The 19,942-nt window shown below is 50.2% G+C and carries 21 protein-coding genes; 19 read left to right on the top strand and 2 right to left on the bottom strand.

Annotated elements, in window-relative coordinates; translation table 11 throughout:
* The first annotated feature begins 81 nt into the window (after positions 1 to 81).
* From mobA to H583_RS36840, 12 genes are all read left to right on the top strand, one after another.
* Positions 82 to 669 (top strand): molybdenum cofactor guanylyltransferase, encoded by a 588-nt coding sequence (gene mobA, locus H583_RS34325; RefSeq protein WP_051236997.1) that lies wholly within the window; start codon positions 82 to 84, stop codon positions 667 to 669.
* Between the two features lie 626 nt (positions 670 to 1,295).
* Positions 1,296 to 2,183 carry a helix-turn-helix transcriptional regulator gene (locus H583_RS0125660; protein WP_028562983.1) on the top strand — a complete coding sequence of 296 codons (888 nt, stop codon included), beginning with the start codon at positions 1,296 to 1,298 and terminating at the stop codon, positions 2,181 to 2,183.
* A gap of 38 nt (positions 2,184 to 2,221) precedes the next feature.
* The gene (locus H583_RS0125655; protein WP_028562982.1) at positions 2,222 to 3,049 is read left to right on the top strand and encodes an NAD(P)H-binding protein; all 828 of its coding nucleotides are present in this window, start codon (positions 2,222 to 2,224) and stop codon (positions 3,047 to 3,049) included.
* An 84-nt stretch (positions 3,050 to 3,133) separates the two neighbouring features.
* A complete protein-coding gene (locus H583_RS37705) occupies positions 3,134 to 3,739 on the top strand; it encodes an ATP-binding cassette domain-containing protein (protein ID WP_245586004.1) in 606 nt (201 codons plus the stop codon).
* Entirely contained in the window at positions 3,696 to 3,998 is a 303-nt protein-coding gene (locus H583_RS37700) for a hypothetical protein (RefSeq protein WP_245586003.1), read from the top strand. Before H583_RS37705 ends, H583_RS37700 begins: the two co-directional genes overlap by 44 nt.
* A gap of 319 nt (positions 3,999 to 4,317) precedes the next feature.
* Complete coding sequence (locus H583_RS0125645) at positions 4,318 to 4,824, top strand: RNA polymerase sigma factor (RefSeq protein ID WP_036711123.1); 507 nt, start codon at positions 4,318 to 4,320, stop codon at positions 4,822 to 4,824.
* Entirely contained in the window at positions 4,817 to 5,956 is a 1,140-nt protein-coding gene (locus H583_RS0125640) for a hypothetical protein (protein WP_028562980.1), read from the top strand. Before H583_RS0125645 ends, H583_RS0125640 begins: the two co-directional genes overlap by 8 nt.
* Before the next feature lie 270 nt (positions 5,957 to 6,226).
* A complete protein-coding gene (locus tag H583_RS34315; RefSeq protein ID WP_036710977.1) occupies positions 6,227 to 6,670 on the top strand; it encodes a hypothetical protein in 444 nt (147 codons plus the stop codon).
* 261 nt (positions 6,671 to 6,931) lie between these two features.
* The gene (locus H583_RS0125630) at positions 6,932 to 7,528 is read left to right on the top strand and encodes a hypothetical protein (RefSeq protein WP_028562979.1); all 597 of its coding nucleotides are present in this window, start codon (positions 6,932 to 6,934) and stop codon (positions 7,526 to 7,528) included.
* Between the two features lie 385 nt (positions 7,529 to 7,913).
* On the top strand, positions 7,914 to 8,390 hold the full coding sequence (locus tag H583_RS0125625; protein WP_245586002.1) for an SRPBCC family protein: 477 nt from the start codon (positions 7,914 to 7,916) through the stop codon (positions 8,388 to 8,390).
* 122 nt (positions 8,391 to 8,512) lie between these two features.
* Positions 8,513 to 9,358, top strand: coding sequence for a uroporphyrinogen-III synthase (locus H583_RS0125620; protein ID WP_028562977.1), 846 nt, complete (start codon positions 8,513 to 8,515; stop codon positions 9,356 to 9,358).
* 48 nt (positions 9,359 to 9,406) lie between these two features.
* On the top strand, positions 9,407 to 9,535 hold the full coding sequence (locus H583_RS36840; RefSeq protein WP_154665989.1) for a glycerophosphodiester phosphodiesterase family protein: 129 nt from the start codon (positions 9,407 to 9,409) through the stop codon (positions 9,533 to 9,535).
* A gap of 88 nt (positions 9,536 to 9,623) precedes the next feature.
* On the opposite strand, the gene H583_RS0125610 is transcribed toward H583_RS36840, so the two are convergent.
* Positions 9,624 to 10,859, bottom strand: a complete 1,236-nt coding sequence (locus tag H583_RS0125610) for an MFS transporter (protein WP_028562976.1) — start codon at positions 10,857 to 10,859, stop codon at positions 9,624 to 9,626.
* 334 nt (positions 10,860 to 11,193) lie between these two features.
* On the opposite strand from H583_RS0125610, the gene H583_RS0125605 reads away from it, so the two are divergent.
* From H583_RS0125605 to H583_RS0125590, 4 genes are all read left to right on the top strand, one after another.
* Positions 11,194 to 12,201: a zinc-dependent alcohol dehydrogenase gene (locus H583_RS0125605; RefSeq protein WP_028562975.1), complete on the top strand. Its 1,008-nt coding sequence runs from the start codon at positions 11,194 to 11,196 to the stop codon at positions 12,199 to 12,201.
* A 13-nt stretch (positions 12,202 to 12,214) separates the two neighbouring features.
* Entirely contained in the window at positions 12,215 to 13,057 is an 843-nt protein-coding gene (locus H583_RS0125600; protein WP_028562974.1) for a sugar phosphate isomerase/epimerase family protein, read from the top strand.
* Positions 13,058 to 13,119: 62 nt separating this feature from the next.
* A complete protein-coding gene (locus H583_RS0125595; RefSeq protein ID WP_028562973.1) occupies positions 13,120 to 13,950 on the top strand; it encodes a sugar phosphate isomerase/epimerase family protein in 831 nt (276 codons plus the stop codon).
* Between the two features lie 55 nt (positions 13,951 to 14,005).
* Positions 14,006 to 14,899, top strand: a complete 894-nt coding sequence (locus H583_RS0125590; protein ID WP_028562972.1) for an AraC family transcriptional regulator — start codon at positions 14,006 to 14,008, stop codon at positions 14,897 to 14,899.
* A 131-nt stretch (positions 14,900 to 15,030) separates the two neighbouring features.
* Here H583_RS0125590 and hflX read toward each other — a convergent pair whose 3' ends face one another.
* Positions 15,031 to 16,314, bottom strand: coding sequence for a GTPase HflX (gene hflX, locus H583_RS0125585; RefSeq protein WP_028562971.1), 1,284 nt, complete (start codon positions 16,312 to 16,314; stop codon positions 15,031 to 15,033).
* An 821-nt stretch (positions 16,315 to 17,135) separates the two neighbouring features.
* On the opposite strand from hflX, the gene H583_RS0125580 reads away from it, so the two are divergent.
* The 3 genes from H583_RS0125580 (at position 17,136) to H583_RS0125570 (ending at position 19,903) form a co-directional block, all read left to right on the top strand.
* Complete coding sequence (locus tag H583_RS0125580) at positions 17,136 to 18,134, top strand: N-acetylglucosamine kinase (protein WP_028562970.1); 999 nt, start codon at positions 17,136 to 17,138, stop codon at positions 18,132 to 18,134.
* Between the two features lie 159 nt (positions 18,135 to 18,293).
* Entirely contained in the window at positions 18,294 to 19,061 is a 768-nt protein-coding gene (locus H583_RS34310; protein WP_081667558.1) for a ThuA domain-containing protein, read from the top strand.
* A gap of 230 nt (positions 19,062 to 19,291) precedes the next feature.
* On the top strand, positions 19,292 to 19,903 hold the full coding sequence (locus tag H583_RS0125570; protein WP_028562969.1) for a chromate transporter: 612 nt from the start codon (positions 19,292 to 19,294) through the stop codon (positions 19,901 to 19,903).
* Positions 19,904 to 19,942 lie beyond the last annotated feature (39 nt).

Genomic DNA, 19,942 nt, shown 5'->3' with positions numbered 1-19,942 from the left:
CCAAAAACGTGAGATATCTCACAGCCAAACTGTTGCCCGGGTGGTTTAATAAAAGCAAAAACCAGGGAGGAGGAGAAGGAGATGAACGTAACAGGAGCCATTTTGGCGGGAAGCCAGGCGTCCAGGACAGCGGGGAGGCCAAGCCATGCTTTTTGGTTCTATAACGGGGAAATGATGCTGGAACGCCAGCTTTCATCTATGCATCCGCTCTGCACAGAACGGATTGTAGTTACCGATTCACCGAAGCCGTTTTTGGATGTGCTCGATCCCAATGTTCGGCTAATTACCGATTTTGCTGCGGGAAACGGCCCGCTCGGAGGATTGCATGCAGCACTGCATCTGTCCACTCATCCGATCATTTGGGCTGTTGCCTGTGATTTGCCGCTTCTCGACAGCAAGGCAGCAGAATATATGCTTCACAAGCTGAAGGGCTATGATGCGGTCGTCCCGGTACTCAATAACCGTTTGCAGCCCTGGTGCGGCATTTATGACAAGCGCTGTGCAAAGGTCGCTTCGGAGCTGCTGAACAATGGGCTGACCTCTCCTCTAGTGTTTTTGTCCTTTATTCAATATAAGCCGGTTCCGGCATTTGAATTTTTGGAGCATGGGATTGATCCCGGCTTCTTGTACCGGCTCAGCCATCCGAATGAGCTGACGCGGCCGTCGTGATGAAGCAGCAAGGAATTCAAATATCATGCAGCACATAGCCCTTAATGGGCGATATGACAAAAATCACAGCAAATTTCTTAATAGTAGGTTAAAATAGAATTAACGGGTAATTATCATTAGGAATTGCAAAGCGATGTTAATTATTCCGTATGCAGAGGGGGGAATTTATACATTCAAGCGGTTTCCGCTGTCTTCTTGCAAGTAACAGGATATCCGTGAAAGCTATAGCCACAGCAGCAAGCATCTAAGATAAAGGGCTGATCAGCAGGAAAAAACGGACAAGTCAAGATGAGCCCTGTATACCTCACGTTATGAAAGCTGATTCGAGATAGCCATGAACGGATATTGTCTTAATCGGCTAATTCGTCTCCGGGTTGCCCGGGTTCATGAACCTGGTTGGAGAGATTAGATAGATATTTAGAAGCGCAGCGGCTGTCGCATCCCTTTAACCGGCAGACACGCTGCGCGCATACTTTTAACAGCAACAGCCGGACGGCAAGTTTCCTTATGTTCAGGAAGCTTTTTGTCCGGCTGTTTTTATAATCCTGACATACAAGATGTCAGAATTCATAAGTTATGATCTTTCTTAGATGGATGGCAAGCACAAGAAGCGGAGGAGAATGAAGATGAGGCTGGATCGGATGCTCGGGATTACGATGGAGCTATTGACAAGGCAAAGGGTGACGGCTGCCGGACTGGCATCGCGCTTTGAAGTCTCCATTCGTACCATTTACCGGGATATCGAACTGATTAATCAGGCAGGCATACCGGTTGTCTCCTATACAGGTGCAGATGGCGGTTTTGAGCTGATGAACGGCTTTTTCTTGACGAAACAGCATTTTTCCGTGGAAGACTTGTCCGTCATCTATCATCTCTTGGAGGGCATGGATGGAGCGATGGGAGGCAGAGCAGCGTCCTTCATGCATAAGCTATCCGGATTGCAGCCAGAGCTGCTGAATGGGAAACACAATAAACTTATTTTCGACATGAGCACATCCCCGTCGGAGAAGGCCGTGATTTGGCCGCTCATTGATGCTCTCAATGGGCACAGAGTAGTAAGCTTCTCTTATACGAGCGCATCCGGCACCCGTACTGCCCGCCGTGTAGAGCCAATGGCATTGTACTGGGAGAGCAGGGCATGGTATCTGGAGGGATACTGCCTGATGCGGAAGGCGAGGCGTTTCTTCCGGGTATCCAGACTTTCTGCGCTGGAGCTGACAGACGAGCAATTTCAGCCAAGGGATGCTTCGACGCTTCCTGCTGAAGAAGAAAATGCAGGTCTGCATGTCCATCTTCGCTTTGATGCACAGGTGAGCCAGCGGGTGAAAGAGCAGTTCAAGGATTCGTATACCGGGCATGAGGGGTATGTAGATGTACACACCGTGTTTTACTCCACAGAGTATGCCGTATCCGTCGTGCTGAGCTATGGGAGCAGGGTCACAATTATGTCACCGGCAGAGCTGAAGCGGGAAGTTCTGGAGACCATCAGCCAAATTCAGGAGATGTACAGGTAAGGTAAGCAAGAGATGTACAAACAGGGAGGAGATGCAAGATGACGTTATTAGTGACAGGAGCAACAGGGACGGTAGGAAGGCATGTGGTTAGACAACTGGTGGAGAGAGGAGAACAGGTCAGGGCGGTAAGCCGGAATCCGGAAAAAGCGGGTCTGCCTGATGGGGTAGAGGTCGTGCCCGGTGATTTGAATGTGCCAGAAACGTTGCAGAGTGCGCTGAAAGGAGTTAAGGGAATATTCCTGATTACCTCCAGCGACGAGCCGAATGCTTCGCTTGATACGCACTCCGGACTAATCGGGCTGGCAGAGCAGGCAGGGGTACAGCGTATCTCAATATTGGTCGGCTATGAGGAGGGGCAGGTAGAACAAGCACTCAAGAAGAGCCGGATGGAATGGACGCTAATCAAGCCAGGGGAGTTTATGGCGAATATTCTTGCCGATTGGCGGGGTTCGATTCGTTCCGAAGGAATGGTCCGGGAAGCATTCGGAGACGCTCCGAGCGCCCGGATCCATGAAGCAGACATCGCCGCGGTAGCCGTGACGTCTCTGCTCGAAGATGGACATGACAAGCAAAGTTACACATTGACCGGCCCGCAATCCCACTCGCGCCGGGAGGCGGTAAGCATCATCAGCGAAGGAATCGGCAAGGAGATTGTGTTTGAGGAGCTGACCGAGGAGCAGGTGAGGCAAAAGTGGAGAGCGGAGGGCTATGAAGAAGGAGATATTGATTTTTTTGTTCTGATGGGCAAAAATCCTCCCGAAGTTGGCCATACGGTTGTCTCTACCGTACAGCAAGTGACAGGACATCCCGCCCGGACACTTGCGGAGTGGGTGCAGGAGCATAAACAAGAATTTCTTGAAGATTGAGCCTATCGGATCAAAAAGAGGTCTTTGTTTTAAAATTAAATCCGATTAAATTTACCGGATTAAATATAAATTAAAGGGTGCGGCATGTCTTACGCGATCGAAGCAGCAAACCTTGGCAAATCATTTAAAGAACATCAGGCTGTCCGGGGCATTCATCTGCAGATCAAAAAAGGGGAGCTGTATGCACTGCTTGGACCAAATGGAGCGGGAAAAACGACGACGGTTCATATGCTCTCCACCTTACTCCAACCCGGTAGCGGGACAGCCCGGGTAGCCGGTTATGAAGTGCTTCACAACGCCAGTGAAGTACGGCAAAGAATCAGCCTCACAGGCCAGTTTGCGGCTCTGGATGAAGGGCTCACCGGCAGGCAAAATTTAATGCTGGTTGCCCGCCTTTACGGCTTTTCCCGCAAGCAAGCCCGTAATCTGGCAGAGCAGCTTCTGGATGGCCTGTCAGAAGAGGACGGAGACCGTCTAATCCGGCAATATTCCGGTGGTATGCGCCGGTGGCTGAATATTGCCGCCAGCATCGTAAGATGTCCGGAAGTAATCTTTCTTGATGAGCCTAATACCGGACTAGACCCCCCGCAGCCGTCAGAAGGTGTGGCAGTTTGTCCGAAACCTTACACAACAGGGCACAACAGTGATGCTGACCACACAATATTTGGAGGAGGCCGATCAATTAGCTGACCGTATCGCTTTTATGAATCAAGGGGCAATCGTTGCCGAAGGGACGCCGAATCAGTTGAAGGCTTCTATTGGCGGCAAAACCTTGACGATCCGGTTGTCAGAGCAGCAGGATTACACAGCAGTCTGGCGCTTGCTATCCGGGCATCACAACTTGAGCGGAGCCCTCGGAGATGATCCGCATATCATTCATGTGCCGGTGCCGATGCAGCCTTGGCTGGTTTCACCCTCCATACACTGGCTAGACATCAGGTGCAGGTAGAGAGTTTTGCTCTTAGCCAGCCCAGGGCATGGCGGCAGCTCTGTATTTGTATGGGTATAGAAAGAGACAGTAACGGGTCGATCATGACCTCATGACAAAGTGCTGCACCTGCCAGTCTAACCTTTCAATTAATTTGACCCGCCATGCGGCATGTTCCTCCACGCCGTCTGGCGTTTTTTTGCATGTATAAGCTCATTTCTGCTGGCTGCTTCATTTGAAAAATATTTTTCAGCGAAACGGAACCAGTTCTTCTTTTGGGTTGTCTAATGTATGGGGGTGAGGATATTTGGATGATTCAGACTGGAAGTATGTTGAGCAGATGGATACACAAGCCTTGCAGTATCTCATGTCTGCTTACGGCCAGGACATATGGAATCTGGCATTCCTGTTAACGAAGCGTCATCATTTGGCGGATGACATTACACAGGATGTTTTTATTAAAGTTTATCAATCCATACATTTATTTCGGGGAGCCTCCAGTATGAAAACCTGGCTGCTGTCGATTACACGCAATATCGCGATTAATTATATGCGGACCGCTTTTATGCGGAAGGTGACCTTAACGAGCTGGATTTCATCCCAGGGAGTGGGCGTATCGGCGGAAAAAGAGGTGCTTGAGCAGTCGGTAACAGAAGAAATTTGGCGGGTCGTGCTGAAATTGCCGCTCAAGCTGAGGGAAGTGCTGATTTTGCACGCCAAATATGAGCTGTCCATGAAGGAAATGGCCAGTGTGCTTGGTATATCAGAAGGGACTGTGAAGTCCCGGCTGGCCCGCGCACGCAAAAAGGTATCCGCTTATTGGAAGGAGGGTGCAGCCTATGAATGACTTTGAACCAGAATGGTATAATCGGCTAAAAGGCAGCCCTGTCAACCGCAGAACTTTTACTTCTGATCATATGGAGGAAATTCAACAGAAGGCATCCCGGTTAAGGGCTGTAAACATTCAAAAGCAGCGGGCCCGCCGGACCAGATGGATGATGGCCGCAGCCGCAGCCTTTGCCATTATTGCCGGATTGACGCTCTATCATAGCAAGCTTGGCAGCTTGGCATCCGAATATTGGAAAGAAATCACTGTGCGGCATGTGCCTCCTGAACCTGTTGATCCGCCAAAGAAAATCGAAAATGAGCCAAAGGAGCAGGAGAAGCTTATTCCGTTGAAAATTGACGCCGCATCTGGCGTGCTTAAGGACGTATGGCCAATAGATGATGTCAAAGATATATCGGTTTATAATGACCAGACGGGAGAGAAGATCGAAATTCCGAAGGAACGCCAGTATGTGGTGATCCAAGCTCTCGCATGGACGGACCTTGTTAAAGCAATAGCTTTGAACCAGGATGCAGGGGATGAAAAGGTGACGTTGGCGCTGCAGATGGAGGATGGTACGGAATATGCAATTCCATACAGTCCGGAACAAAATACGATCGATTTGGGCGGCGGACTTTATTATGCGAGTGACAAAATACTGTTGCTTGTCAAAGGGCTGTTGGAACCGGGCTCCAGGCTGGCTGAGCTGGATCGTGTGCTGGAGCAGGCGCGTGTGGAATATTCAGCCGATGACAGCCCCAAAATCGATGACAGCTTTATGTATGATTTCCGTCGTTTGCTTATTGATGGCAGTGATTATATCGAGTGGCAAACCCGGCTTGCTGCTTATAGCGATGTACAGCCCTACCGTTATTTTGACAGTATGGGTGAGAAGCTCGACACCATGGGGGAATATGGTGGAGCCGATAATCTGATCGCCCTCAATTCCCAACTGGTGTTTGCCAGCAGTCAATATAAAACTGTGGACGGCGTTGGTGTCGGCTCACTCGAAGATGAGGTGCTCAAAAAACTGGGCAAGCCGAATTTGAAGACGAAGACAGGCTGGGGCTACAAGTCCGGGGATTATGTACGCTTCTACCTTTACTTTGAAGAAGGCGTAGTCAAGTATATGTCTATCAATATGCCTTCATAGGGGAAAATGAGATTGGCGGAGAATTGAAAGGTTTCATTAGGTTTCATTCTGAAACCTAAACTTTATTGGTATTGAGACCTTAACGGGTCTCTTTTTATTTTGAGAGACAGAGAGGTTGATCAGGATACCAAAAAACTGAACAGATATGAGGAATTCGACATGAAATGTAAAATAACAGGTAATTTTGTCCTATTAATTGTTATGGATATTTATGGTAGAGTCGAAGTTGATAACTGGCCAGTGTCTAAATAAACGTAATCGGAGGATCATATGAAACTGAAAAAGCTACTCATCGCAGTTATGGTTGTTTGTATGCTGCTACTGCCTCAATCAGCTTTTGCAGCAACTGGGTTTGGGGATACAGAGGATACTGCTATGCAACTTACTCCTCGTTCCCAAGGATTTGAGTTTTTCTTATCAAATAGTTCCGACGTAGATTGGTATAAATGGACAAATACTACGACTAATCATCAGGCGTTTTGGGCTCGAATGATTATGCCAAAAACCGGGTACTACAAATTTCAATATAAAATTAAATTTAACAATGACGATGAGACACAATTATTTGAATCACTTCAGGCTCCTAATGAATTTGAATATAGATTCTTTTCACACATTATAGTTCCTGCAGGTGCAACGTTGTATCTCAAAGTATCACCGAACGGTTTCAACCCGAATGACAGATTCTACAGCCTTTTATTCGATTATTATTGATTTTCCTGAAAGCCCCCTATACGAGAGCTCTGCAAAACGAATACAGTTTCTATAAAACAAAAACACGACCCAGTACCGTTACGGCACTGGGTTTGTTGTAGTATGGAATGGCTTGATCTTTTGTGGGACCGCTACCGACAGCAGCAATAGAGCTTTCACAATTGTAATGAAAGCCGACAAGGGTAATTATGGTATAATGATCCCAAAAGTATAAAACTACCATTAACATGGGAAATGATGCAGAACAGGGGGACTGTATCCATGCATCTGCATTACAAATTAATGACGATTCGGGCCTGCTTTCTGCCATTCATTATCTACTATGCTATTTTTATGTCCAGAATTCTGTTTTACAAGTTGCCGTTTACGACAGGCAATATCCTGCTGGCTATTCTCCCGCTTCCGGTTCTTGCTGCTCTGGCTGTGGTTGTCTATTACAAATGGTTGAAACGTGTAGCAAAATTCCATATCGTCAGTTTTGTTGCGCTTGGAATCATTTTCTGCCTCGCAACTTTGTCAGCTATGGGCTATAACCTCAGCAATACCAAATTCGACTACAATAAATGGGTCGAATCACCAAATCTGCGTATTGATATAGTTGATCATATGCTGACCAAATATGATCTGGACAGCCGAAGCAAAGATGGAGTTATTGATTTGCTTGGCCTCCCTGATGATCCTGCCACGACGCAGGAAGTGGGCGATGCGTCATTATTTGTCTATCTTCTTGGAGTCAAAAAGATAGAAAAGAATGATAAAACCTACTACTTGAATATTCAATTCAATCAAGACAACCTGGTAGAGCGCTATTTCATTACCGATTTCGCTGGAATACCGGTACCACAGAACGATAAGTGACAGCAAGACTTCGTCCATGTCTGTCAAGGACAGGGCATAATGCACCGTATGGCATCATAGCTATAGTAACGGGAGACCAATTTCGCAGCGGGAGAGGAGAAGCGGTACGAAGGAGCATTACAGCTGGCAGGGAGGGAATGCAATGAGTACAGAATTGCTCATTCAACTGCTTGTGCTAATTGTAATGATCATCGGGCTTGCTGTCCGTTCGGATTAGTCTTGCCAAAGGGGAAAACCGGAGGTCCGCGGCGGCCTTCGGTTTCTTCTGTTTGCAGGCCGCAGCAGGAATTATCCGTCAGCCATTTACGAAATTTGGAATAACGTTTAAGATATAGAGCTAGGACAAGAGAAGCGGTTCAAGCCAACTGAATACGGGCTTCGCAGCATGGGGGAGATTACGCTGGTCATCGTTACCACAACCATCGATATCGCGGCACCGGCCGATGTCTGCTTTCGGCTTGCGAGTGATATCAGCGTCCATACGCAGACAGTCTGGAAGCATACGAAGGAACAAGCTGTCGAAGGCGTCACCGCAGGCCCGATTGGACCGGGAGAGACCGTTACATTTGAAGCAACACATTTTGGGGTCAGACAACGCCTGACTTCCAAGATTACAGCGTATAATGCGCCTTATATGTTTGTGGATGAGATGCAGAAGGGGGCTTTCAAGAGCCTTCGCCATATTCACGAATTCGAGCAAATCGGGAATAAGACCCGAATGGTGGACACGCTGTATTTTGAAGCGCCGCTTGGCGTTCTGGGCTGGGCAGCCGAAAGGCTTGTATTAAGAACCTATATGAGACGGTTTCTAGAGCATCGCAATCTGCAGCTCAAACGTCTGGCTGAACACACAGAAGCCTGACGGTTCAAATTGGCGGGTCATAATTAATGCGGCTTCGGATGGTTTCGGGAACCGCATTTTCATTTATGATAGTCAACATAGGTAGCGGACAAGGCATACTACGAGACGAAGGGGTTAGACAGATGGCAAGAGGCTTGGAGGGTAAACGGATTGTGCTCGCAGGTTCGAGAAAGTTAAATGAACTTGGCGTCATGATTGAAAAGCAGGGCGGCTATCCGGTCGTCCGTTCACAGCAGGGGCTGCTTCAGTTGGCGGAGAGCGAGGTGGAGCGTGATCTTCGCCTGCTGCTGGATAGCAGCACAGACTGGATGGTGTTCACAACGGGAACAGGGCTCGAGGCGATGCTGAATCTGGCTGAGCAGCATGGCTTTCGCGACAGCATTGTGGAACGAATCAAGCAATCCAGAATAGCGGCAAGAGGCTACAAAACGTATGCCATGCTTAAAGGGCTGGGGATTGTCCCGGAAGTTACAGATGACGATGGTACTGTTCAAGGGTTGCTCCGCGCGTTGGAGCCATATCGTTTTGAAGGCTTAAGCGTAATGCTCCAATTGCATGGCGAGCCGATGCCCGAGCTGGTTCATTTCCTGGAGCAGCAGGGTGCTGCAGTCCGAAGTATACTGGCGTATAAGCATATTCCGCCGGATGCAGAGATATCGCTGCAGCTCTGCAAGGAAATTGTGGAAGGCACTGTCGACGCTGTATGTTTTACAACGGCTGTGCAGGTCAGATATTTATATGGATTTGCCCGGGAACACGGGTATGCTGACCGGCTCACAGGCAGCTTTAATTCCCGCGTGCTGGCAGCAGCTGTCGGCAGGGTAACAGCTGATGCATTAAAGGAAGCCGGGGTAGAGCGGCTGGTCGCGCCTGAGCTGGAACGCATGGGTGCGATGCTGGTGGAGGTCGCCCGCTATTATCAGCAGCAAGAGGCAGGGGACAAGACATCCGGAATTGAACCGGCATAAACAAGCCTGCTATCATCTCCCATACCGGTTGTGAAGGAACAGCCTATAATGCTTGAATCCTCTGATGCCGGGAGGGTTGCAGGCGCAGATGTGCTGGAGAAGGATGTAAGGTCGACGCAGGATGGCGTATGTCTCTTGCACCATGAAGATCATCCGTCCTTTGCTCCGGACAAATGATGTAATTGCAGATATGAACTATATAGATAAAAAATAGCCTGCGTTCCCATGACAACATGGGGATGCAGGCTATTTTTATAAGTTCCGTTCAGGCGTATCCGCGAACTTGTTCGTCTTTAGGCAGCCATACAGCGAGCAGGCCGAGAAGCGGAAGATAGGAGCACAGCTTCATGACGAAGGCAATGCTCGTGGCGTCCGCGACCGTGCCAAGCACGGCAGAGCCGAGACCGCCGACACCGAAGGCCAGTCCGAAGAAAAGGCCGGAGATCATTCCGATTTTGCCGGGCAGCAGCTCTTGCGCATAGACCACAATAATCGAGAAGGCTGAGGACAGGATAAAGCCTGCCAGAATAGCCATTCCCGCAGACCAGAACAGATCGGTGAACGGCAAAATGATCGAGAACGGCGCCGTACCTAAAATCGAGAACCAGATAATATTGCGCCGTCCGAAGCGGTCGGCCATCGGTCCGCCAAGGAACGTTCCGGCTGCAGCAGCAGCGAGGAACGCAAACAGGAACCATTGCGACTGGCTGACCGACAGACCGTAATCATGAATCAGATAAAACGTGTAATAGCTGGTCATGCTGGCCATGTAGACGTTTTTGGAAATGACCAGGAAGACGAGAATGACAATGGCCCATGATATTTGGCGGCGGGTCAGCGCACTTGCCGGGTTCATCTGAGAGGCCTGGCGCGGGCTCCGTGACGGCCTTGGAGCAAGCTGCTGTTCCTTGTACCAGCGGGCTACATAAATTTGAATTGCAATAGCTGCCAGAGCAGCAAAGCTGAACCAGATGACACCGAACTGGCCGATTTTGACAAACAGTACAGCGGTTATAATTGGCCCGAGCGAGCTCCCGATGTTGCCCCCTACCTGAAAGATGGATTGGGCAAGCCCCCTGCGCGGACCGGCTGCCAGATAAGCCACACGCGACGACTCGGGATGAAAGATCGCTGAGCCGATCCCGATTGCCGTGACCGCTGTCAAGATGAGCGCGTAATGCGGTGCGAGGGCCAGCATCAGGATACCTAGCAGCGTAAAGCAGACTCCGAGCGGCAAAATCATCGGCGTTGGACGACGGTCGGAGAACTGTCCGACCAGCGGCTGGAGAATGGACGAAGTCAGGTTCATCGCCAGCGCAATCATGCCGATCTGGGTGTAGCTCAGGCTCAACTCGTCTTTCAGTACCGGGAACAAGGCGGACACTGTAGACTGCATCGTATCATTCAGCAGATGCACAATGCTGATGGCGAATAGGATCGGGTACACAGTTGCTGAAGCTGTGTTCGATCCGGGTTGATTAAACTTCTTTTTCGTACTCATGATACGCTTTCTTTCACTTCCCTCAATTGAAATGGCATTCCTTCCCGTATGGGGAATGAGTGTCGGTTAAGCTACTATATCACAGAAAACGGGCAGCGTGTGGAGCAATATTCTTCATAGGTACAGTTACAATTTAGAGATAAATGGCCCGAATCTCCCTTAGTAGCCGATATGACTGACTTCCCGTATTTATGAAGGTTTTTCCATGATACAGCTGTCCCGGCAGCGAAGTGTATAATCGTAGTGACAGACAAAAAATCATTTTTGCAGCCAAAGACTTTCAAATTGTAAAGCCTTACATTAAGAGGGAGATGATTATGAGGAGTGAAAATAAATGAAAAATAGAAAAGTAATGTTCGTCAATCCCTGGGAAGTAGAATTGGTAGAAGAAACGGCCGGCTCCTTAAAACCGGGCCGCGGTGATGTGCTCGTCAAATTAATTTATTCCCTGATCAGTCCGGGAACCGAGCTTGCAATGTTGTCTGGCAAGGAATCTTGGGCGCCTCATCCGGTCTGTCCAGGCTATGCCAGCGTAAGCCGGATTATCGAAGTTGGCGAAGGAGTAACGGAATTCAAGGAAGGCGATATTGTATTCCATTACGGCAACCATCTGGAATACCAGATCGTAGCGGCGCGTGATGCATTCATTAAAGTGCCGGAAAATCTGGATTTGAAATGGGTGCCTTTTACCCGCATGGCAACGGTTGCCTTCACCTCCGTACGTGTCTCGAATATTGAGCTTGGCGATTATGTCAGTGTATCCGGGCTTGGACTTGTAGGCAATCTGGCGGCACAGCTTGCCCGTTTGCAGGGAGCGACTGTGATCGGAATTGATCTTGCCAAGGAGCGGATACACACAGCGAGCCAATGCGGACTCGATTACCCGCTGGATGGCGGAGAGGGCAATACCCGGGACAAAATTATGGAGATCACCGGGGGCAAAGGCGTGGCCTGCCACATTGAGGCGACTGGAGTACCCAAGGTCGGCGTTGACAGCCTGAGCTATATCGGTTCGCTGGGCGAAATCATTTTCCTCGGCAGTCCGCGCGGCGAATACAACACCGATGTCACGGATGTTCTGAATTACTGCCACCTCTACAATCGCGGCTGTATTACATTCAAGGGCGCACACGAATGGCGATACCCGACCGAGCCAAACCAATTCGTCAAGCATTCGCTGGTGCGCAATTCCCTGATTGTATTCGAACTGATGAAGCAGGGGCGTTTGCAAATTGAGCCGCTGATCAGCCATGTGATCAAACCGGAGCAGGCGAAGGAAGCCTATGACGGGCTCAGGAATCATAAAGACCAGTACAATGGCGTGCTGTTCGACTGGTCATAAGGGGGAAGACACAATGATTAGAGGATTAACACGCGCCGGGCTTGGAGATGTAGGATCAAATGCGGATTTCATCCGCCAGGCAGCAAATTTCGGTTTTCAGTCGGTCGATTTGAACCCGCTCGCATTCATTAGAGAGGTTGGGCAGGAAGAAGCTGTCATGATGCTGAAGAGCCATGGAGTCCGCATCGGCTCGTTTGACTTGGAAGTCGATTGGCGGAACTCGGAGAAGCAGTTTTTGGACAGCTTGAAATCACTCAGTGAAGTGGCGGAAGCGGCAGCTTCCCTGCAATGCTTCAAGTGCTGCACCTATATTTTACCGTCAACCGATCAGCCTGCCGCACTCTTCATGATTGCTGCAACAAGGCGCCTGAGGCTGGTTGCCGATGTTCTTGGCGCATACGGTATTTCGCTTGGTCTGGAGTTTGTAGGCAGCCACCATCTGCGCACGCAGTGGGCCAACCCGTTCCTTTGGACAATGAAGGACACGCTGGGATGGATAGAAGCGATCGGAGCGAGAAATACAGGTTTGCTGCTGGATTCCTACCATTGGTATACAAATGGCTTAAGCACAGATGATCTTTTGCAGTTAAGGGCCGAGGATATTGTACATGTCCATATCAATGATGCGAAGGACCTTCCAATTGCGGAATTGCTTGATCATGAACGGCTGTATCCGGGTGAAGGGGTTATTGATCTGGCAGGGTTTCTTGAGAGTCTGAGAAAGATCGGCTATAAGGGAGCTGTTGCCCAGGAGGTGCTGGCGCCTTCATCCGGCCAAAGCAGAGAGGAACTGCTGGCCCGGTCCAGAGCTGGTTTTGACCAGGTATTTGGCGCTGATGAAAGCATCTTGGCTTAGAACAGCCATGAGCATGGACCGGAATCGAACACCGATCACTCTTTAGACAAGGAGATTTGCCAATGTCTGATTTCAAAGGGAAAATTGCTGCTCACGCCATCACTTGGGGGGACGATCATCTCAAAGCGGTGGAGGAAATTTCACAGCTGGGATACCGGGCTATTGAACCGTGGGCATCTTTTGTGCTTCAATATGAAAATAGAATCGACACCTTCAAAGAATGGCTGGCCGGATACGGGCTTGTGCTGACCGGATTGTATGGCGGCGCGTCCGGCGGTGCGAACCAGAGATTTGCTGACCCCGGAGTCCGCCGGGAACTGGTGGATCATAATGTGCGTCTTGCCAAAACAATCAGGCAATGCGGCGCAGACATTCTTGTCCTGGGACCCGGAGGAACGCGCGAGCATCCGACTACACCGGATGAATTGAAAAATGCGGCTGTGACGATCAACGAAATTGCCAAGGCAACATACGATCTTGGGGTAAAAGCCTGCATCCATCCGCATCTGTGGACAGAGGTGCAGGACGAGCATGAACTGGTCGCATTGATGGAGCAGCTCGCGCCCGAGGTGTACTTCGCTCCTGATACGGCCCATTTGCTCGGAGCGGGCATGGACCCGGCAGCTATCATTCGCCGCTACAAGGACAGAGTCGCTTACGTGCATATGAAGGATCTGACCGTTCAAAATCAGGCTTCAGCAGAGGAACTCCCGTTCTTTTGCGAGCTGGGGCAGGGTGCTGTTGATTTTGCAGGTGTTATTGAAGCCTTGAATGACATCCGTTACACAGGCTGGGTTACCGTCGAGGTCGACAGATCGCTCAACACGCCATACCGGAGCCTGGAAATTTGCCGGCATTATATAGAACAACAATTGCAGATCCCGATTAAATAAGATCACTGCTTCTATAATCATTAGATGGCGGATCATTCAGGAAGGAGGACAGCAGATGGATGAGTCATGGATGAACAGCATATCTCCTTTTGTCAGGGCAGGCCGAATCATGAAATCATTTTCCCTGACCGGAGAGTGGATGGACCATGATCATGTCTATACGTATATTGAGCAGGGGGAGGCGGAATTTATTCTCCGTGGCGTCAAATATGTGGTGAGGGAAGGCGATGTGGTGCTGATGCATCCGTTCATGTCCCATCTTATCCGCTCTACGACCTCCGGGCTTCCGCTTATTCAATACATTTTTCATTTTGACCTGTACTATGATCAGGCACGAAGCATGCTAAAGCAGACCAGCGCCGCCAGCTTTCGCCAGGAGGATGCACCTCCGGGGGAAATGCAGCTTGCACATATTCACCCGATTGCCCGATTGCAGCTGGCGGACCGGATTGAATTGAAGAAGCGATTTTTACAGATGCATAAGGAAATGGCCGGGTCGGGTCCGGGGAATCTGTTAATGATCAAGTCCATTTGCCTGGAGCTGTTGTATCTGTTCTTCAAAAACCAGGCCGGACACAAGGAAACAGAAGGGAAAATGACCAAAGGGTGGCCGACTATCGAAAGGGCAATCGGTTGTATGAACAAGCGCTATCCTGACGTCCGGCTCTCCAATGAAGAGATTAGCAAATATGCAGGGGTCACACCTAATCATTTGTCCTATTTATTCAAAAATCAGCTCGGGATTTCCGTCTACAATTATTTGAAGCATGTCCGCATTGAGCAGTCCAAGCTGAGAATTTTACAAGGGGACAAGACGATAACGGAGGTTGCAGAAGAAGTAGGCTTCTCCAGCATTCATTTGTTCAGCCGCTCTTTCAAGGAGAGTGTAGGCATTACGCCAAGCAAGTTCGCAGCGATGCAGTCATCCATACTGGATTTGATGGATTAATTTAAAGAACATCGTAAATCCTGAATGATCCGGCTTACCGGAGATGCTGGTCCGAAAGCCCGCTTTTTTTACAAGGAGTCTTTTTAATAAAGAAACCAGTCCCGCCGGGACTGGTTTCTTTTAGCGTGCGTTTAAAATGGCCGGGCGTCTTCCAATATCTGAATATCATCGCGGTAGCGATCAATATCGGCGATCCGGCAGGACATGGTAAGCCTTGTTCCATCCTCTTCATAGGCTGTAGCCTGAACATCTGCATGAGAATTAAAGTAGGATACCACCTGCCCTTTATCATAAGGGACCAGAATTTCACATTGCACAAAATCCTGGAAGATCCGCTTGGTCAATTCTGCTGACAGTTCATCTATGCCGCGCTTTTCTCTGGCTGACAGATAGATGCTGTTCTTCGTTAAGCGCGGATAAGGCTCATCGGTCAGATCGGACTTGTTGTAAACGATAAGCTCCTTTACATGATCCGCTCCCAAATCACGCAGTGTCTCCCGTGTAACTTCCATTTGCACCTCCCAGTCGGGATTGGATCTGTCCACGACATGCAGCAGCAGATCCGCTTCGGCAACCTCCTCCAGCGTTGAGCGGAAAGCCTTGACCAGATGATGGGGGAGCTGGCTGACGAATCCGACTGTATCGGTCAGCACGAAGGATCTATTGCCGGGAAGCTCAATGCTCCGGGATTTCGTCTCCAAGGTGGCAAATAACATATTATGGGCGAATACTTGCTTATCTGTGTCCGGATGATACACTTCCAGCATCGCATTCATCAGTGATGATTTGCCGGCATTCGTATACCCGACAAGGCTGACCACGGGTACCTCGTTTTTACGGCGCTGCTTGCGCAGCACCTGGCGCCGCGATACCAGCTTCTCAAGTTCACTCTCCAGCATGGCAATCCGGTCCTCGATCCGCCGGCGGTCGAGCTCCAGCTTGGTTTCACCTGAACCACGGTTCCTGAGGCCCGATCCGCCGCCCTGTCTGCCCAGCGATTCACGGCTGCCAACCAGCCGGGGCAGCATATAGTACAGCCGTGCGATCTCAACCTGAAGCTGGGCTTCTCTTGTTTTCGCACGTTGCGCGAAAATTTCCAAAATCAGCATGGTCCGGTCGATAATTTCGCATTTCAGCTCCGCCTCCAGATTGCGAATCTGGGCGGGGGACAGCTCATCATTGAATAAGACTGCCGGGTGGTCACAGGCTTCCAGCATGGTCTTCAATTCTTGGAGCTTCCCGCTGCCGATATAGTGGGAAGTGTGGAGTCGGGCTGACTTTTGCCGTACCTCTCCCACAGGCTCTATATTGCAAGCCGCTGCCAGATTGGCAAGCTCCTCCATGGAATAGTCGAATTTGTGCTGCTGCGGCAGTTGTACACCGACGAGCAATGCTTTGGTTTGTTCTGCAGTCATTTATATATCTTCCTTTCATATACCTGATTTGTAAGGCAAACAAATAAAGCACAGGCAGGCTGCCTGTGCTTGGGTAAGCGAAGAGGAAATCAGGGGACATGACTCAGGCGCTAAATGTACGACAGCGCTGGACGTGTCCGGGTTGGCCGGAATCCCAAAGATGGAACGGTCTATGTCAAAGCAACATCCGAATGCCCCGCTTCAATAGATATCGAAGGGAAGGCTATTGATGGTGCTTGGCATAACATGTTCCATATAAGGTTAAATGGGCAGACCTATCCTGATTCCTCTGCTTACGAGGCAGAGCCTTGGGCGTGTTCAATTAAACGCGCAAAGTGCGAATCCGGAAATAATCTACCACACTTAACCCTCCGTTCATTTAAAAGTAGATCAAGTGTAGCATAATTGGCTTTCCCTGGCAAGTATGGACAATCATTCAACCGGCGACCAGTTCGATGCGAAATCCGGCTTTGGCATCTTGGCGATTGAAATACCCGAGCCTGGACAGGGCCGGCAGTAGGTTCTGTCGTCAATATTAGAAATAATACTCCGAACTTCAATATTACAGTTAACCCGTAATCTGTCCCCCGCTTGTTGGCCTGTCTTGTCCCGGGAGCCTTCATTAAAAGGCTATCGGGCTTTCATCTTCTATAAAAAAGGGAGCGGGCAAAGGGAGCGGGCATCGCAACATCACTTCCGAGCTGCGGCAGCATACGGCAAACCGCGGGGTGAGAGGCAAAACTGCATTGACAATAAGAATGCCAGCATTATACAGTGATGATAGGTGTAACGTTACACAATCGATTAGAGGGGGAATGGGAATGACCCTGCATTTGGGAATCGATCAGGGCGGAAGCAAGACCATTGCCGTATTGTACAGCGAGGACGGCAAGCTGCTCTCTCAAGGGACCAGCTACGGCTCCTGCTTTTATTATGACGGCGTGGAGCATGCGCTGGCGGCAATACGCCAGGCGGCACAGCAAGCGCTTGAGAAGGCGGGAGCAATGCCGGAAAATATCCGCACAGTAGCGGGAGGCATCGCCGGTGTCAACTGGCCGGAAGAGGAAGCGCTTATCCGGGGCGAGCTGCAGAAGCTGTGGGAAGGGGCGCAAATCAGAGTCGTCAATGACTGTCTGATTGCACTTGGAGCAGGCACGAACAAACCGGATGCCGCGGTGCTGTGTGCAGGCACAGGACTGAATGTCGCACTGCGGGGACAGGGCGGTGTCGAGGTGGTCTACGGCAGCTATATCGACCGGCTCGATCAGGGTGGACGCGGTCTTGGAGAGAGAATTCACCAGGCGCTGTTTGATGCGGAGATCGGCCGCATACCGCCTACACGCCTGACCGCGAAGGTGCTTGAGTTTTACGGGCTGGATTCTGTCGTGCAGGTGCTGTATGATCTGCCGCGTGATCGGCTCAAGCGCAGCCCCAAGGATATGACCTATCTGCTCTTTGAGCTGGCGGATGAGGGGGACTTGGCTGCACATGCAATCGTCAGCAGCTTCGCCAAAAACATGAGCAGCTATATTACGGCCGGAATAACCAAGTACAGGCTGCAGGAGACGGATTTTGACGTTGTTCTGACAGGGGGGCTGTTCAAGACTCAGTATCCGTTACTGAGAGAGACGGTAGTATCGGAAATTCAAAGCGTTGCTCCTCGCGCTAAAATTGTAAATGCCCTGTATGAGCCGGTTGTCGGTGCAGTCAGACTGGGGCTTGGCGGCTTGTATGCCGGGGATATTCCTGAAGAGGTATTGCTGCAATGCGAGCAGGGAGCACAGCAATTCGGGCTGTTGAGAGACGGGGCGGCTGTCTGATGCCGAAGAAGAAGCATTTGTGTGTCTGGCTTTTGGAATGCGGTTACAATGCTTGAGAACGGTTTCGGCAGCAGTGCCGGTAACGGTCTCAACCGCAAGGGTGCAAGCTGATAACAGGGAGGGCGGAGCGGGAGCTCCAAGCCCCGGGAGGAGACTGTCATGCAGCAGACAATACGGGTAACAGTATGGTGTGAGCATAATCAGGACCGCTATGAGCCGGTCAGTCTTGTATACCCGCATGGAATGCATGAAGCCATTGCCGAAGGATTGCGCCAGGTTTCGGACTTTCAGGTACGAACCGTCACACAGCATGATCCGGAGTGCGGCTTGGACAACGAATTAATAAGCAGCACTGATGTGCTCATCTGGTGGAGCCATCTGGACAATAATGACCTGCCGGATGATCTGGCTGACAGAGTATGTTCCCATGTGTTGAACCGCGGAATGGGCTTGCTGGTGCTGCATTCGGCTATGTTCTCCAAGCCGTGGCAGAAGCTGATGGGTATTTACCCGCAGCCGCCGGGATGGGGGAGCTTCCGGACAATGCCTCAGGGAGAGCGGCAGCGGTTATGGGTTATTACGCCGGGGCATCCGATTGTACAGGGGATTGATGCCTGCATCGAAATTCCCCGGGATGAGATGTATGGTGAGCCGCTGCTGATCCCGGAGCCGGACAAAACGCTTTTTATCAGCTGGTTCGAGGGCGGAGATGTTTGCCGCAGCGGCTGCATATTTGAGCGGGGCAACGGCAAAATATTTCTGTTCACCCCGGGTCATGAGACCTTTCCGATCTATTATCAGAAGGAAATCAGGCAAGTGCTGAAAAATGCTGTGCGCTGGCTGGCACCATCGGGAACAGGAGCGTTTCAGCCGGATGTCCCTTACCGGGATGGTACCCCGAAGGAAAATTTGCAGCATCGGTTGTAAGCCAAAGAAAGAAGGATGAAGCGCCAGAAGCCGGAGGTATGCTTGTTTAATCAACAATCAACACCATCAAGGTTTTGCCCGGACAGACGGGTGAGGCCTTGTTTTTGCATGCACGTTTCCACTGGCTGGCCATCTGCCACAGAGCGGTCATAATCTGGTCTGCATACCAAAATAGAAGATGGTATACTAGATGGGTTAAATAGTTTTAGGCTTACCGGGGGAAAATAGAAATGCGACAGCAAGAGAAGCAGAATTTATGGCTTTTGTTTATCAGTTTTTTGAAAATCGGGCCCATGACATTTGGCGGCGGATACGCTGTGCTTGCCGTCATGGAGCGGGAAGTGTCCGAGCGGCGCAAATGGCTGCAGGCAAGTGAAGCAGCCGATGTATTTAGTATTGCAGGCTCCGTGCCGGGCGCAGTAGCGATCAACTCGGCTATGCTGATTGGTTACCGGGTGGCGGGACTTTTCGGTGCAATAGCTGCGCTGGCAGGCATTTTGCTGCCTACGTTTGCGATTATTATTGCCCTCTCGGCGGTTTACCTGATTTTTCGGGATCAGCCGAAGGTGGAGGCGGCATTTTTATCTATACGCGCGACTGTAGTGGCGCTTGTCGTATATGCAGCATATCGGATCGGGAGAACAGCGGCAGTTGACTTTCCGGCTATTCTGATTATAATTTTGACCGTTGGATTGCTTTATTTGGGCAGGGGAGTTATCCATCCTGCGCTTCTGATAGCAGGGGGAGTGGCAGCAGGCATCTGGATTGTACGGATACGCAAGCGCAGCGGCAAGGAGATACCTCCGAAAAAAGAAGAGCCTGTTTACGATTATATGATATAGGTGCAGTTCCCTTCGGGTATTCGTGCTTGATGGTATTTG

The sequence above is a fragment of the Paenibacillus pinihumi DSM 23905 = JCM 16419 genome (assembly GCF_000422505.1).
Lineage (GTDB): Bacteria > Bacillota > Bacilli > Paenibacillales > Paenibacillaceae > Paenibacillus_D > Paenibacillus_D pinihumi.
The sequence above is the reverse complement of the archived record's forward strand: the minus strand, read 5'-3'. Positions and strand labels throughout refer to the sequence as shown.

Coding starts and splice junctions, on each gene's coding strand:
- mobA (WP_051236997.1), top strand. CDS start 82: ATGAACGTAACAGGAGCCATTTTGGCGGGAAGCCAGGCGTCCAGGACA.
- H583_RS0125660 (WP_028562983.1), top strand. CDS start 1,296: ATGAGGCTGGATCGGATGCTCGGGATTACGATGGAGCTATTGACAAGG.
- H583_RS0125655 (WP_028562982.1), top strand. CDS start 2,222: ATGACGTTATTAGTGACAGGAGCAACAGGGACGGTAGGAAGGCATGTG.
- H583_RS37705 (WP_245586004.1), top strand. CDS start 3,134: ATGTCTTACGCGATCGAAGCAGCAAACCTTGGCAAATCATTTAAAGAA.
- H583_RS37700 (WP_245586003.1), top strand. CDS start 3,696: ATGCTGACCACACAATATTTGGAGGAGGCCGATCAATTAGCTGACCGT.
- H583_RS0125645 (WP_036711123.1), top strand. CDS start 4,318: ATGGATACACAAGCCTTGCAGTATCTCATGTCTGCTTACGGCCAGGAC.
- H583_RS0125640 (WP_028562980.1), top strand. CDS start 4,817: ATGAATGACTTTGAACCAGAATGGTATAATCGGCTAAAAGGCAGCCCT.
- H583_RS34315 (WP_036710977.1), top strand. CDS start 6,227: ATGAAACTGAAAAAGCTACTCATCGCAGTTATGGTTGTTTGTATGCTG.
- H583_RS0125630 (WP_028562979.1), top strand. CDS start 6,932: ATGCATCTGCATTACAAATTAATGACGATTCGGGCCTGCTTTCTGCCA.
- H583_RS0125625 (WP_245586002.1), top strand. CDS start 7,914: ATGGGGGAGATTACGCTGGTCATCGTTACCACAACCATCGATATCGCG.
- H583_RS0125620 (WP_028562977.1), top strand. CDS start 8,513: ATGGCAAGAGGCTTGGAGGGTAAACGGATTGTGCTCGCAGGTTCGAGA.
- H583_RS36840 (WP_154665989.1), top strand. CDS start 9,407: ATGCTTGAATCCTCTGATGCCGGGAGGGTTGCAGGCGCAGATGTGCTG.
- H583_RS0125610 (WP_028562976.1), bottom strand. CDS start 10,859: ATGAGTACGAAAAAGAAGTTTAATCAACCCGGATCGAACACAGCTTCA.
- H583_RS0125605 (WP_028562975.1), top strand. CDS start 11,194: ATGAAAAATAGAAAAGTAATGTTCGTCAATCCCTGGGAAGTAGAATTG.
- H583_RS0125600 (WP_028562974.1), top strand. CDS start 12,215: ATGATTAGAGGATTAACACGCGCCGGGCTTGGAGATGTAGGATCAAAT.
- H583_RS0125595 (WP_028562973.1), top strand. CDS start 13,120: ATGTCTGATTTCAAAGGGAAAATTGCTGCTCACGCCATCACTTGGGGG.
- H583_RS0125590 (WP_028562972.1), top strand. CDS start 14,006: ATGGATGAGTCATGGATGAACAGCATATCTCCTTTTGTCAGGGCAGGC.
- hflX (WP_028562971.1), bottom strand. CDS start 16,314: ATGACTGCAGAACAAACCAAAGCATTGCTCGTCGGTGTACAACTGCCG.
- H583_RS0125580 (WP_028562970.1), top strand. CDS start 17,136: ATGACCCTGCATTTGGGAATCGATCAGGGCGGAAGCAAGACCATTGCC.
- H583_RS34310 (WP_081667558.1), top strand. CDS start 18,294: ATGCAGCAGACAATACGGGTAACAGTATGGTGTGAGCATAATCAGGAC.
- H583_RS0125570 (WP_028562969.1), top strand. CDS start 19,292: ATGCGACAGCAAGAGAAGCAGAATTTATGGCTTTTGTTTATCAGTTTT.